This is a genomic window from Propionibacterium acidifaciens DSM 21887 (assembly GCF_000426605.1).
In the GTDB taxonomy this organism is placed as follows: domain Bacteria; phylum Actinomycetota; class Actinomycetes; order Propionibacteriales; family Propionibacteriaceae; genus Propionibacterium; species Propionibacterium acidifaciens.
This window is the reverse complement of record NZ_AUFR01000001.1, coordinates 301,112-315,136: the sequence shown is the minus strand read 5'-3', so window position 1 is coordinate 315,136 and position 14,025 is coordinate 301,112. Positions and strand designations below refer to the sequence as shown.

The window sequence follows — 14,025 nt, the reverse complement described above, 5'->3', positions numbered from 1 at the left end:
GGCCTCAGGCGCTGAACTCGTCGAGCGTCTTCTGGGCCTGGTCCAGCCAGCCCCGGTAGGTGCTGATCGAGTCGCGCAACTGGCCCGCTTCCCGCGTGTCGTCGCGCGCTTCGGCGGCCTCGGCCTGGGCGGTCAGCTTGTCGATCTGCGAGGTGAGCATGGCCACCGTGTCGGCGGCCCGTTCGCGGGCCTGCGGGTCGGTGCGCCTCCACTCGGCCTCCTCGGCCTGCTTGACGGCCTGCTCCAGGGCCCGGACCCGACCGTCGACGGTGCGGATGGCCTCGCGCGGCACCTTGCCGTGGGCGTTGAAGCGCTCGAGGAAGGCCCGCAGCTGGTGGCGGGCCCGCTCGACGTCGGTGACCGGCAGGATCGTCCGCTCCGCCTCGTCGAGCAGGGCCTGCTTGGCGGCGAGGTTCTCCTCGAACTCGGCGTCCTGCTTGCGGAAGACCTCGTTGCGGGCGTCGAAGAAGACGTCCTGGAGTCCCCGGAAGCGCTTCCACAGCTCGTCGTCGACCTCGCGCGGGGCGGGGCCGGCGGCCTTCCACTGGGTCATGAGCTCGCGGAAGGCATGGGCGGTGGGGCCCCAGTCGGTGCTCGTCGAGAGCCTCTCGGCCTCGGCGATGATCCGCTCCTTGGTCCGGCGGGCCGCCTCGCGGTGCTCGGCCTGCTGCGCGAACTGGGCCTTGCGGCGGCGGGTGTAGGTGGTGCGGGCCGAGCTGAAGCGGTGCCACAGCTCGTCGTCGGTGGTCCGGTCAATGCGGGGGAGCGCCTTCCACTGCTCGAGCAGGGCGCGGAAGCGGTTGACGCCGCCGCGCCAGTCATTGCCGGCGGCCAGACGCTCGGCCTCGGCCACCATCTCCTCCTTCGCCGCCCTCGTCTCCTCGTGCTGGCGGGCGCGGGCCTCGCGGCGCTCGGCGGCCTTCGTCTCGAGAACGGGGGCCACTCCGTCGAGGCTGGCGGCCAGGGCGTCGAGGTCGCCCACGGCGTTCGCCTCGAGGATGTTCGTGCGCAGAGTCCTGATCTGCCTGCGGGCCTCGTCGGGACTCACCGAGCCGGAGACGATGCGCTGCCTGAGCAGGTTCACCTCGGTGCTCAGCGCCTCGTAGCGGCGCACGAAGAAGGCCATGGCCTCGTCGGGGCTGACGTCGGGGACTTGACCGACGCGGCGCTCACCGGCGGAGGTGATCACGTAGACGGTCCCATCGGCGTCGACGCGACCGTGATTCGTCGGGCTCGGTGTTTCGCTCATGCTCTTTATCTTGCCCGATAGGCTGGCGCTTGTGTTCATCGCCTACTTCGTGGCCGGCCCGCTGCAGAACAACTGCTATCTCCTCGCGCCGGACGGGGGCGACCGGGGGATCGTCATCGACGCGCCGCTGGGCGCGAGCGAGACGGTCGAGCGCGCCCTGGCCGAGCACGGCCTCGGCCTGGCGGGCGTCCTGCTCACCCACGGTCACATCGACCACTGCGCCGAGGCGGCCCGTCTCGCCGACGCCCACGACGCCCCCGTCCTCGTCTCGGCGGCCGACCGGGTGCTGCTCACCAGGCCCGAGCTGGCGCTCTCGCCGGAGCTCGCCGCCCAGCTCGTGGCCCTGCTGCCCGGGCCGCCGGCCGAGCCCCGCCGCGTCGAGCTCTACGACCCGTCCCGGCCGTTGAGCATCGGCGGGCTCCGCCTCACGGTGCTGCCGGCGCCCGGCCACACGCCCGGTTCGGTGCTGCTGCGCACCAGCACGGGGGACGATGAGGTCGCGTTCACCGGCGACGTCCTCTTCGCCGGTAGCATCGGACGCACGGACCTCCCCGCCGGTGACGATCCCGCGATGCGCGCGAGCCTGCGCGACGTCGTCCGCGAGCTGCCGGCCCGGGTCCAGGTGCTGCCGGGCCACGGCCCGTTCAGCACGATGGCCGACGAACTGGCCACCAATCCGTATCTGACCGATGCCTACGTGGAGGCGCTGAGCTGATGGCACGTCCCAAGCCGCTGTCCGGATTCCCCGAGTTCCTGCCCGACGAGCGGATCGTCGAGCAGACCGTTCTCGACACCCTGCGCGAGACCTTCGAGCTCCACGGGTTCGGCAACATCGAGACCCGGGCCGTCGAGCCGCTCGCGCAGCTGTCCCGCAAGGGGGAGATCACCAAGGAGGTCTACGTCGTGCGCCGGCTCCACGCCGACGAGGCCGACCAGGACGAGCTGGGCCTGCACTTCGACCTCACCGTGCCGCTGGCCCGCTGGGTGCTCGAGCACTCCGGCGCGCTCCAGTTCCCCTTCCGCCGCTACCAGATCCAGAAGGTCTGGCGCGGCGAGCGCCCCCAGGAGGGCCGCTACCGGGAGTTCACCCAGGCCGACATCGACATCATCGGTCGCGGCGAGCTGGCCGCCCACCACGATGTCGAGGTCCCCCTCGTCATGCTCGAGGCCCTCGAACGGCTCCACGAGCGCATCGGCCTGCCGCCGGTGCTCATGCACGTCAACAACCGCAAGCTGTCCGAGGGCTTCTACCGCGGCCTGGGCGTGACGGACACGCCGGGCGTCCTGCAGATCGTCGACAAGTACGACAGGATCGGCGCGCAGGCCACCGCGCAGCTGCTCGTCGACGAGCTCGGCCTCGACGCCGGGGTCGCCGAGCGGTGCGTGGAGCTGGCCACGATCCGCAGCGACGACACGGGCTTCGTCGACCGGGTCCGCGCCCTGGGCGTCGCCGACGAGCTGCTCGACGAGGGCCTGGCCGAGCTCGTCACCCTCCTCGAGGAGGCCAACCGGCGCGTCCCCGGGCGCCTCTGCGCCGATCTGTCGATCGCCCGCGGCATGGACTACTACACCGGCTGCGTCTACGAGACCGAGCTCGTCGGCTTCGAGTCGATGGGCTCCATCAGCTCCGGGGGCCGCTACGACTCCCTCGCCTCCGACGGGCGCAACAGCCACCCGGGCGTCGGCATCTCGCTGGGCGTCACCCGTCTGCTCGGGCCCCTGCTGGCCCGCGGGCAGTTCGTCGTCTCGCGCCCCGTGCCCACCTGCGTGCTCGTGGCCGTCGACAGCGAGGAGACCCGCGACCGGGCCCTCGACGTGGCGGCCGTCCTACGCGTGCGCGGCATCCCCACCGAGGTCGCCCCGAGGGCCGACAAGTACGGCAAGCAGATCCGTTACGCGGACCGGCGCGGCATCCCGTTCGTCTGGTTCGGGCCGCGCGTCGGCGAGATCAAGGACATCCGCTCCGGCGACCAGCAGCCGGCCGATGCGGCCGACTGGACGCCGGAGGAGGTCGACCTGCATCCGCGCGTGCTGCCCGCGGAGTGAGCGACGATGAGCGGCGAACGAAGCGCCCAGCGCCGTCTGGTGCGCCACGAGGTCTTCCAGACGAGCCTCATGAGCGCCCTGCTCGACGGCGTCTACGAGGGCGAGATGACCCTGGCCGAGCTGCTCGGCCACGGCAACTTCGGCATCGGCACCTTCGAGGCGCTCGACGGCGAGATGATCATCACCGACTCCGTGCCGTGGCGCATGCGGGTCGACGGTGCCGTCGAGCGGGCCGGGCTCCAGGACCGCACCCCCTTCGCGACGGTCACGAACTTCGTGCCCGACGTGAGTCACGAGATCACCGGGCCGACCACCCGCGCCGAGCTCCACGGGATCATCGACCGCCTCATGATCTCGACGAACTACCTGTACGCGCTGCGCATCAGCGGCGACTTCGAATGGGTGAGCACCCGCACCGTCGAGCGCCAGGAGCGCCCCTGGCGCCCCATGGCGGAGACCACCGCCACCGAGCGGGTCGTGCGTCACGAGCGGACGAGCGGGGTCATGGCGGGCTTCCGCACCCCGCTGTTCGAGCAGGGCATCAACGTGGCGGGCTGCCACGTGCACTTCATCGACGACGCCCGCAGCCGCGGCGGGCACGTCATGGACTTCGTCATCGCCGGGGGACTGGTCGAGGTCTGCCTCGGCACCGATCTGCGGGTGGCGCTGCCGCTCACCGACTCGTTCGCCGGGGCCGACCTGACGCCCGCCGACCTGGACGCCCAGGTGCGGGCGGCCGAGACCCACGAGCGCCCCCGGGGGGCCGCTGGCAGCCGCTCGTGATCGGCCCTACAGTGGGTCTGTCCCCGCACCGCCGACAACGGGTGCCGCGGTGCGCCGGAGCAGTCGGCGGCCGCCCTGCCGGGCGCGCCGCCATCCACGAGGCCCGCAGGGCCCATCGCAGCAACGGAGTGCAGAACAATGACGATCGCCATCAAGTACGGCTCACTGGTCGACGAGCCGCTGGTCGACGATGACGGGAACTTCGCCATCAAGGGCAGCGGCGGCGCCCTCGTCGAGCGGCTGCTCAAGATCTTCCCGGGGTCCTGCCTGGTCGGTTACCAGGACCAGCGGGCCAACGGCTTCGAGATCAAGCGCGTCACCAGCCTCGACCCGGTCTCCGACCTCGTCATCAACCTCGACGTCATGGACAGCGTCGGCACCTTCCAGGTGCTGCACCGCAACGGCGCCGAGCCGAAGATCATGAACCTCCAGTGGCTGCCGCCGCGCCATTACCACCACCGGGTCAACTTCGCCGCCCTCGGCCTGAGCTACGCGCTCTTCCCGACGCTGTGCGCCGGCGAGCGCACCGCCAGCGAGGTCACCGAGCTGTGCCACCGCTGGGGGAGCCCCGCCATCCGCGAGCGGGCCCCGATCTCGTGGTTCTACCCCGGCGTCCACGACGACCTCGTCCAGGCGCACCGGGTCGCCGAGGTGCCCACCGTGCTCTACCCGACGATCCACGTCTCGGACGACAAGCAGCCCAAGGTCTTCATGTCGATCGTCTCGCAGGTCGCCGGCCGCATGAAGCTGCGCATGGAGGCCTGCCTGTCCGAGCGGGAGCTCGTCTCGATGGCCGCCATGCGCATGAGCTCGCACTCGTGGACCCATGTCGGCCCCGTCTTCGGCCGCCGCGAGAACTACTGGGAGTCCCTGGCCGGCATGACCGCCTTCCTGTCGACCGCCCGCGAGGAGGCCTACTCGCTGGAGTACCTGGAGGCGCTGCTGGCCGGCGTCATCGGCGTCCTGCCGCGCCGCGAGTGGGTCAAGGGCGTCGTGCCGGACGCCTACCCGTACCTGTACGGCTCCGAGGAGGAGGCCGCCGACATGCTCGAGGAGGTGCTGCGCGACCCGCAGGGCGCCCAGGCGAGGATCGACGAGGCCTCCGGCGGCTCCATCCACGACTGGATCCTCACCCACCACGCCCGCGCCGCCGGCAACAAGGCCATCTACGAGAAGGCCCGGGACTGGTTCCCCGAGGTCTTCTGAGGCAACCGCCCGCCGCGTCGACGGCCCAGGGGGCATCCGTGGAAGAATGTCCCCTGGCCGCCGTACCGTCCATGCGGCGGCGCAGAAGGGAAGACATCGTGATCCGAACCCGTGGGGCGGGCAGTCTGCGCGCATCCGACGAAGGCAAGACCGTCACCCTGACCGGCTGGGTCGCCCACCGTCGCGATCACGGCGGCGTGGCGTTCATCGACCTGCGCGACGCCAGCGGCACCGCCCAGGTCGTCGTCCGTGACGAGGTGCTGGCGAACTCGGGGGCGCACGACCTGCGCAACGAGTTCTGCATCGCCGTGACCGGGGTCGTCGAGCACCGGCCCGAGGGCAACGAGAACCCCGAGATGCCCACCGGCGAGATCGAGGTCAACATCAGCGAGCTCGACGTCCTCAACCCCTCGGCGCCGCTGCCGTTCCCGCTCGACGGGCACTCCACCGTCGGCGAGGACGCCCGGCTGCGCTACCGCTACCTCGACCTGCGCCGCCCCCGCATGCACGACGCCCTCGTGCTGCGCTCGCGGGTGAGCCGGGCCGCGCGCGAGGTGCTCGCCGAGCACGACTTCGTCGAGATCGAGACCCCGACCCTCACCCGCTCGACGCCGGAGGGCGCCCGCGACTTCCTCGTGCCGGCGCGCCTGGCGCCGGGCTCCTGGTACGCCCTGCCGCAGAGCCCCCAGCTGTTCAAGCAGCTGCTCATGGTGGCCGGCATGGAGCGCTACTACCAGATCGCCCGCTGCTACCGCGACGAGGACTTCCGGGCCGACCGCCAGCCCGAGTTCACCCAGCTCGACATCGAGATGAGCTTCGTCGACCAGGACGACGTCATCGCCCTCGGCGAGGAGGTCATGGCGGCCTGCTGGCGGCTCATCGGCCACGAGATGACCCGCCCGCTGCCGCGCATCACCTGGCACGAGGCCATGGACCGCTACGGCTCCGACAAGCCCGATCTGCGCTTCGACCAGCAGCTCACCGAGGTCACCGGGTTCTTCGCCGACACGCCGTTCCGGGTCTTCCAGGCCCCCTACGTCGGCGCCGTCGTCATGCCCGGGGGGGCCTCGCTGCCGCGCCGCCAGTTCGACGCCTGGCAGGACTGGGCCCGCCAGCGCGGCGCCAAGGGCCTCGCCTACATCACGATCGCCGACGACGGCACCCCCGGCGGGCCGGTCGCCAAGAACATCTCCGAGCACGAGAAGGCCGGCGTCGCCGGGCTCGTCGGCGCGAAACCCGGCGACGCGATCTTCTTCGCCGCCGGCGAGCGCACCGCCTCCCAGGAGCTGCTCGGGGCCGCCCGCCTGGAGATCGGGCGGCGCTGCGGGCTGTACGACCCGTCCGACTGGGCATTCTGCTGGGTCGTCGACGCGCCGCTGTTCAAGCCCGCCGCCGAGGCCCGCGCCGAGGGCGACGTGGCCGTCGGCGCCGGCGCCTGGACGGCCGTCCACCACGCCTTCACGAGTCCGAGGCCCGAGTGCCTGGACACCTTCGACACCGACCCCGGCCGGGCGCTGGCCTACGCCTACGACTTCGTGTGCAACGGCAATGAGGTGGGCGGCGGCTCGATCCGTATCCACCGCCGCGACGTCCAGGAGCGCGTCTTCAAGGTCATGGGCCTGTCGCCGGAGGAGGCGCAGCGCAAGTTCGGCTTCCTGCTCGACGCCTTCCGGTTCGGCGCCCCGCCGCACGGCGGCATCGCCTTCGGCTGGGACCGCCTCGTCATGCTGCTCGGCGGCTTCGAGTCGATCCGCGACGTCATCGCCTTCCCGAAGACCGGCAACGGCTACGACCCGCTCACCGGCGCCCCGGCGCCGATCACCGCGGCCCAGCGCCGGGAGGCCGGCGTCGACCACAGGCCCGAGCAGGAGAAGGGCGCGAAGGCGGCCGACGGGGGCTGAGGCCGTCGGCGCTGATCGGCGACGCGAGGAGAAGACGCCTCGGGCATGCGTCCGGGGCACTGGTCCTCGCCCGGTACGCGCGCCACCAGGCGCTGCACCAGCAGTTCAAGGAGGCCGACGCGCTCTGGGAGGAGGCGGCCGGTGACGCCTGCCTCGCCCAGCGGTGGACGGATGCGCAGACCCGGGTCCTCAGCCGCCGTTCCTTCCGACTGAAGTGGAATCTCCTCGCAGCCGACGAACTGCTCCAGGTCGAGATCGCGCTGGGGGAGATGGGGCCGTCCGAGCCGCTCCTGCCCGAGGCCGGTGGGGCGTACGAAACGGGCGTGTCGCGCTCTCACCGCGATCACGGTGCGGCGGCCCGGAAACGGTCGTTCCTGACCAGCCCACAGCGTCGGCATGCCGGCGCCGGCCGACTACGAGGTTCGGCCGACCAAGACTCTGGCCAGAACCGAACCGGTCAAAACCAGTGGTCCCAGACGTTTTCGCACTAGACTGGCGCACGAGAGGGAGGCGATGATGACCGCGACCGTCAAGACCACGGCCGAGCTGATCCGTGAGGAGAGGGCTTGGAACGTCGCCCAGGCGCGGCACAGCGTGGAGATGGAAGGCCTGTCGGTGACGCCCGCCGGACTCCAGGACGCCCAGGAGTACATCGACGGTCACATCGACTCCGACGAGCTGGTCGCTCGCGCGCGCGCCCGCTATGGCCTCGACAAGCAGTCGTGACCCGTACGTGGACCCCGGGACCGGTGTCCTGCGGAACCTGGCCGGGGCGAGGACTCGCGCCGAGCTCCATGAAGTCGAGGGTGACCTTTCGTTCGCCCGCCTGATGCAGCTCTTGGACCACCCGCCGAAGCCGACCGGCGACCTCGACGAGCTGCGCGCGATCCATCGTGTCCTGTTCCAGGACGTCTACGAGTGGGCCGGCCAGCTGCGGACGATCGACATGCGCAAGATCGCCGCGGCAGGCGAGAGGCCGACCGAGCCGTTCATGCCGGTGAGCATGATCCAGCGTGCCGCCGACCACGCAGCGGCCGAGCTGCGCGCCGACAACAATCTCCGCGCGATGGGCCGGGACCAGTTCATCGAGCGCCTGGCCCACCACTACGACCAGGTCAACTACCTGCACCCGTTCCGCGAGGGCAACGGCAGGACCCAGCGAGTGTTCTGGAGCCGGGTCGCTCGCGACGCGGGCTGGCAGCTCGACTGGCGCACCGTTCAGGGCGCGGTGAACGATCACGCCTCCAGGGCCGCGATCGAGGAACGCGATCTCGGGCCGCTCCGCGACATGTTCGACCAGGTCGTCACCGGTGAAGCGCCCACGCAGGCCCGCAGGGACACCGCGTAGAAGAAGATCGAACGCGCACACCTGGCCTTCCACGAGCCGGCACGACAAGAGCCGCCGGCGCCGGAGAAGTCCCACCCCCACCGCCCGTCCCTGAGACAGAGACCGGGCATGGGCCCGGAGATGTGAGGGGCTGCCGTGGAGATCTTCGATGTTGAGCAGCGGTGGCCGGATCTGTTCGCCGGCCTCGACCAGGAGCAGCGCCGCGTCGTGGTCCGAGTGCTCGCCGCCGGCTGGCACGAGGGCTTCTACCCGACCCGCCGCGAGACGAGGAACGTCGTCGACTTGGCCGCCGGCCGGATCGGCATCGACGAGTACGTGGCCCGCTCTCTCGACCCGGAAGGGGCCTGGCATGGTGTTCAGTGAGGCGTGGCGCGGGTACTTCTACCAGGCACCTGACCTAGACCTCGGTTTCCTCGCCGGGCAGGGCCGGGCCTCCCGTTCGCTCGCCGGCATCATCTGGGCAAGACATCCCTGCCCTTCCCACCCCGGTGCTCGCTTGGCCGCCGATCCCGATCCGCGGGTACGCCGCGCCCTCGCTGAGAAGTTGGCGAGGACCGACCCCACTTCCGAGCAGAGAGATGCCCGGAAGATACTCGCGAACGATCCGGCCCACAGTGTCCGCACGGCCCTGCTGGCGTCCGACGCACCGTGAGTGCCTGCTCCCGGCCGGGCGCACAGGCTCTTCGATGGCCCCGACGCGCTTCGCCCCATGGTCCGCCGTCTGTCCGCGCCCGGCGCTATCGTTCACCTCGTGAGCGAGGACCTGTTCGGGACGGTGATGCCCGCCGCAGAGCCGCACGGCCGCGGCGGCTCGCTCGGCGACGCCGCCAGCCCCGACGCGCCGCTGGCCGTGCGCATGCGCCCCCGCACCCTCGACGAGATCGTCGGGCAGAGGCAGCTGCTGGCCCCCGGCTCCCCACTGCGCCGCCTCGCCGAGGGCACCGCCTCGATGAGCGTCTTCCTGTGGGGCCCGCCCGGCGTCGGCAAGACGACGATCGCCTCGGTCGTCTCGCACGCCACGAACCGCCGCTTCGTCGAGATCTCCGCAGTCACCGCCGGCGTCAAGGACGTGCGCCGCGAACTCGACACCGCCCGCGCCGAGCTGGCCCACGGCCGGCCCACCGTGCTCTTCGTCGACGAGGTGCACCGCTTCAGCAGGGCCCAGCAGGACGTCCTGCTGCCGGCCGTCGAGAACCGCATCGTCACGCTCATCGCCGCGACCACCGAGAACCCCTCCTTCTCGGTGATCCCGCCGCTGCTCTCGCGCTCGCTGCTCCTCACCCTCGAGCCGCTGTCGCCCGAGGACATCAACGAGCTCGTCGACCGGGCCCTGGCCGACGAGCGGGGCCTGCGCACCCCCGACGGCGGGCCCTACACGATCACCGACACCGCCCGCGCCGACCTGCTGCGCCTGAGCGGCGGGGACGCCCGCCGCGTCCTCACCTATCTCGAGGAGGCCGCCGCCGGCGCCACCGCGGGGGAGAGCGCCGAGATCTCCTCGGCCGTCCTGGCCGCCTCCGTCGACCGCGCCGCCGTGCGCTACGACCGGGACGGCGACCAGCACTACGACGTCATCAGCGCCTTCATCAAGTCGGTGCGCGGCTCCGACCCGGACGCCGCCCTGCACTGGCTGGCCCGCATGATCGAGGCCGGTGAGGACCCCCGCTTCATCGCGCGCCGCCTCATCGTCCTGGCGAGCGAGGACATCGGCATGGCCGCCCCGAGCGTGCTCCAGACCGCCGTCGCGGCGGCGCAGGCGGTGCAGCTCATCGGCATGCCCGAGGCCCGCATCAACCTCGCCCAGGCAACCATCGCCGCCGCCACCGCTCCGAAGTCGAACGCCGTCATCGTCGCGATCGACAGGGCCCTCGCCGATGTGCGGGCCGGCCGGGTCGGGCCGGTCCCGGCGCACCTGCGCGACGCCCACTACGCGGCGGCCGCCGACCACGGCCACGGCGTCGGCTACCGCTACGCCCACGACTGGCCGCACGCCGTGGCGCCTCAGCAGTACCTTCCCGACGAGCTCGTCGGCACCCACTACTACGAGCCCACCGACCACGGCAACGAGGAGGCGATCGCCGCGCGCCTGGAGACGATCCGGCGCCTCCTCGCCCCCGGCGCCGACGGCCCGGACGAGCCGCGCTGAGGGCCGGCCTGCGCGACACGCCTCGCGGCAAGGCCCGTTCAGCGCCCCGCGGTAGTCTTGGCCGCGGCCTCGTGCACCACGGGGCGTCACCCCCGAGGGACAAAGAGGGAAAGGCACCATGAAAGCTGCTGAGATCGGCCGTCGCTTCCAGGACTTCTTCGTCTCGAAGGGGCACACCGCGGTGCCGAGCGCCTCGCTGCTCTACAATGACCCCACGCTGCTGTTCGTCAACGCGGGCATGGTGCCCTTCAAGCCGTACCTCATGGGCGAACAGCCCTCGCCCTGGAAGCGCGCGACGAGCATCCAGAAGTGCGTGCGCACGCTCGACATCGACGAGGTCGGCAAGACGACCCGGCACGGCACCTTCTTCCAGATGCTCGGCAACTTCAGCTTCGGCGACTACTTCAAGAAGGAGGCCATCGAGTACGCCTGGGAGCTGGTCACCGGCTCCCTCGACGACGGCTGCTTCGGCTTCGGGCCCGACAAGGTCTGGGTCACCGTCCTCGGCCCCGGCCACCACCCCGACTACCCCGACGGCGACGTCGAGGCCCGCGAGGCCTGGCTGGGGGTCGGCGTCCCCGCCGAGCACATCCAGGGGCGCACTCTCAAGGACAACTACTGGCACATGGGCGTTCCCGGGCCCGGCGGCCCCTGCTCCGAGATCTACATCGACCGCGGCCCCCAGTACGGCCCCGACGGCGGCCCCGAGGCCGACGAGGACCGCTTCCTCGAGATCTGGAACCTCGTCTTCGAGACCGAGGTGCTCAGCGCCGTCCGCGCCAAGGACGACTTCGACATCGCCGGCCCGATGGCCATGCGCAACATCGACACCGGCGCCGGCCTGGAGCGCATCGCCTACCTCATGCAGGACGTCGACAACATGTACGAGACCGACGATGTCTTCCCGGTCATCGCCCGCGCCTCCGAGCTGTCCGGCCGCGCCTACGGGCAGGACGGCACCGACGACGTGCGCCTGCGCGTCGTCGGCGACCACGTCCGCAGCTCGCTCATGCTCATGACCGACGGCGTGCGGCCCGGCAACGAGGCCCGCGGCTACGTTCTGCGCCGCCTGCTGCGCCGCTCCATCCGCTCGATGCGCCTGCTCGGCGTCGAGAAGCCGTCGATCGTCGAGCTGCTCGACGTCTCGCGCCAGTGCATGCACGTCACCTACCCCGAGATCGACGAGGCCTGGGCCCGCATCCAGGACATCGCCGCGGCCGAGGAGGCCGCGTTCGCCCGCACCCTGAGCTCGGGCACCCAGCTGTTCGACACGGCCGTCGCCGAGACGAGGGCCTCCGGATCCCTCGTCCTGCCCGGCGACCGGGCCTTCCAGCTGCACGACACCTACGGCTTCCCGATCGACCTCACCCTCGAGATGGCCGCCGAGCAGGGCCTGACGGTGGACGAGGAGTCCTTCCGCTCCCTCATGGACGCCCAGCGCGCCCGCTCCAAGGCCGACTCCCTGTCGAAGAAGGCCACGACGGGCGGCGCCGAGGCCTACACCCAGCTGCGCGCCGCCGGCGAGACGAACTTCGTCGGCTACTCCGAGCTCGACGTGCCCACGAAGGTCCGCGGCCTCATCGCCGACGGCCAGGTGGTCGACCGCGTCGCCGCGGGCCAGACGGTCGAGATCGTCCTCGAGGAGACCCCCTTCTACGCCGAGATGGGCGGTCAGGACTCCGACGCCGGCGTCATCCGGGCCCCCGGCGGCGACTTCGAGGTCGTCGACGTCCAGCGTCCGGTGCCGGGCCTCGTCGTCCACACCGTGCGGGCCGAGGGCGAGCTGGCCGTCGGCGACGAGGTCCAGGCCGTCGTCGACGCCTTCCACCGCCAGGGCTCCTGCCAGGCGCACTCGGCCACCCACATCCTGCACGCCGCCCTGCGCCAGCTCGTCGGCCCCACGGCGACGCAGGCCGGCTCCTACAACAAGCCCGGCTACCTGCGCTTCGACTTCGGCGCTACGCACGGCCTGTCCGAGCAACTGGTCTGCGAGATCGAGGCCCGCTGCAACGAGGCCATCCGCGACGACCTCGAGGTGCGCGCCACCCAGATGCCGCTCGAGAAGGCCCGGGCCATGGGCGCCATGGCGATGTTCGGCGAGAAGTACCCCGACATCGTGCGCGTCGTCGAGATGGACGGCGCCTGGAGCCGCGAGCTGTGCGCCGGCACCCATGTCGCCCACTCCAGCCAGATCGGCCTGCTCAACCTCGTCTCCGAGCAGTCCGTCGGCGCCGGCACCCGGCGCATCGAGGCCCTCGTCAGCACGGACGCCTTCACGCACATGGCGGGCGAGCGCGCCCTCGTGAGCCGACTCACCGGCATGCTGCACGTTCAGCCCGACCAGCTCGCCGAGCGCGTCGGCTCCCTCGTCACCGACCTGAAGGCCGCGCAGAAGCAGATCGAGGACATGCGGCGGGCCCAGCTGCTCGCCGGGGCCGGCGCGCTCGTCGAGGACGCCAAGGACATGTGGGGCGTCGCCTATGCCGCCCAGCGCCTGCCCGGCGTCGACGGCGGCCGGTTGAGGACCCTCGCCGTCGACGTGCGCGACCGGTTCGGCGACCGCCCGGCCGTCGTGGCGCTCGTCGGCGGTGCCGACGCCAAGCCCACCATCGTCGTGGCGACCACCCCGGCCGCCCGCGAGCGCGGGCTGCGGGCCGGCGTCCTCGTCCGCGAGGGCGCGACGAGGCTCGGCGGCGCCGGCGGCGGCAAGGACGACCTGGCCCAGGGCGGCGGCTCCGACGCCGCCAGGGCCGACGAGGCGCTCCAGGCCGTCGAGTACGCGATCGGCCATGTCCTCCTCGGCTGAGGAGCGGCCGGCCTGGCGCCCCGGTGCGCGCCTGTGCCTCGACTGGGGCCGGGCCCGCATCGGCGTGGCCGCCTGCGACCGGGATGGCGTCCTGGCCTACCCGGTCGCGACGGTGCCCAACGACGACGAGGTGATGGTTGCCATCCGGGCGCTCATCACCGAGTACGGGCCCATCGAGATCGTCATGGGCCTGCCCACCGACCTGCGCGGTGACAGGGCCGGCGTGGCGGCCCGCGCCATGCGGAAGAACGCGCGACGGGTCAACGCCGAGACGAACCTGCCGGTGCGGCTCGTCGACGAGCGCCTCACGACCGTCACGGCGGCCCGCCGGCTGGCCTCCACCGGCCTAGACTCCCGGGCCCGCAAACCGGTCATCGACCAGGCAGCCGCCGTGACGATCCTTGAACAGGCGATTGACATGGAGAAACGAGACGGCTCAGCGCCGGGCGAGGTCATCGACAGGGCCTGAAGTCCGATACAGTTCTGGCCAGACCTGATGGGCGCCCGCACGCGGCGGGCGGCCCGGACTCGGCGGGCAGG

Annotated in this window: 12 protein-coding genes; 11 read left to right on the top strand and 1 reads right to left on the bottom strand. The window is 71.8% G+C overall.

The genetic code is table 11. The features are described from left to right. Positions 1–4: 4 nt before the first annotated feature. Positions 5–1,288 (bottom strand): DUF349 domain-containing protein, encoded by a 1,284-nt coding sequence (locus K336_RS0101325; RefSeq protein ID WP_028706084.1) that lies wholly within the window; start codon positions 1,286–1,288, stop codon positions 5–7. Between K336_RS0101325 and K336_RS0101315 the strand changes: the two genes are divergently transcribed. From K336_RS0101315 to ruvX, 11 genes are all read left to right on the top strand, one after another. Beyond that, positions 1,260–1,964 (top strand): MBL fold metallo-hydrolase, encoded by a 705-nt coding sequence (locus tag K336_RS0101315; RefSeq protein ID WP_233418685.1) that lies wholly within the window; start codon positions 1,260–1,262, stop codon positions 1,962–1,964. The two genes, K336_RS0101325 and K336_RS0101315, sit on opposite strands and share 29 nt — an antisense overlap. Beyond that, a complete protein-coding gene (gene hisS, locus K336_RS0101310) occupies positions 1,964–3,295 on the top strand; it encodes a histidine--tRNA ligase (RefSeq protein ID WP_021797917.1) in 1,332 nt (443 codons plus the stop codon). The genes K336_RS0101315 and hisS overlap by 1 nt, the downstream gene beginning before the upstream one ends. Positions 3,296–3,301: 6 nt before the next feature. Then, on the top strand, positions 3,302–4,078 hold the full coding sequence (budA, locus tag K336_RS13540; protein WP_021797922.1) for an acetolactate decarboxylase: 777 nt from the start codon (positions 3,302–3,304) through the stop codon (positions 4,076–4,078). 138 nt (positions 4,079–4,216) lie between these two features. Next, positions 4,217–5,284 carry a glycosyltransferase gene (locus tag K336_RS0101300; protein WP_021797915.1) on the top strand — a complete coding sequence of 356 codons (1,068 nt, stop codon included), beginning with the start codon at positions 4,217–4,219 and terminating at the stop codon, positions 5,282–5,284. Between the two features lie 98 nt (positions 5,285–5,382). Continuing rightward, positions 5,383–7,185 (top strand): aspartate--tRNA ligase, encoded by a 1,803-nt coding sequence (aspS, locus tag K336_RS0101295; protein ID WP_021797921.1) that lies wholly within the window; start codon positions 5,383–5,385, stop codon positions 7,183–7,185. Positions 7,186–7,701: 516 nt separating this feature from the next. Beyond that, positions 7,702–7,911 (top strand): antitoxin VbhA family protein, encoded by a 210-nt coding sequence (locus K336_RS0101285; RefSeq protein WP_043122087.1) that lies wholly within the window; start codon positions 7,702–7,704, stop codon positions 7,909–7,911. A gap of 103 nt (positions 7,912–8,014) precedes the next feature. Continuing rightward, a complete protein-coding gene (locus K336_RS13535; protein WP_233418684.1) occupies positions 8,015–8,533 on the top strand; it encodes a Fic/DOC family protein in 519 nt (172 codons plus the stop codon). A gap of 135 nt (positions 8,534–8,668) precedes the next feature. Next, a complete protein-coding gene (locus K336_RS0101275; protein WP_021797912.1) occupies positions 8,669–8,896 on the top strand; it encodes a hypothetical protein in 228 nt (75 codons plus the stop codon). Positions 8,897–9,242: 346 nt separating this feature from the next. Next, entirely contained in the window at positions 9,243–10,679 is a 1,437-nt protein-coding gene (locus tag K336_RS0101270; RefSeq protein ID WP_051245286.1) for a replication-associated recombination protein A, read from the top strand. 118 nt (positions 10,680–10,797) lie between these two features. Then, on the top strand, positions 10,798–13,485 hold the full coding sequence (gene alaS, locus K336_RS0101265; protein ID WP_028706078.1) for an alanine--tRNA ligase: 2,688 nt from the start codon (positions 10,798–10,800) through the stop codon (positions 13,483–13,485). Further along, positions 13,469–13,954, top strand: a complete 486-nt coding sequence (ruvX, locus tag K336_RS0101260; RefSeq protein WP_021797546.1) for a Holliday junction resolvase RuvX — start codon at positions 13,469–13,471, stop codon at positions 13,952–13,954. Before alaS ends, ruvX begins: the two co-directional genes overlap by 17 nt. Positions 13,955–14,025: the final 71 nt, after the last annotated feature.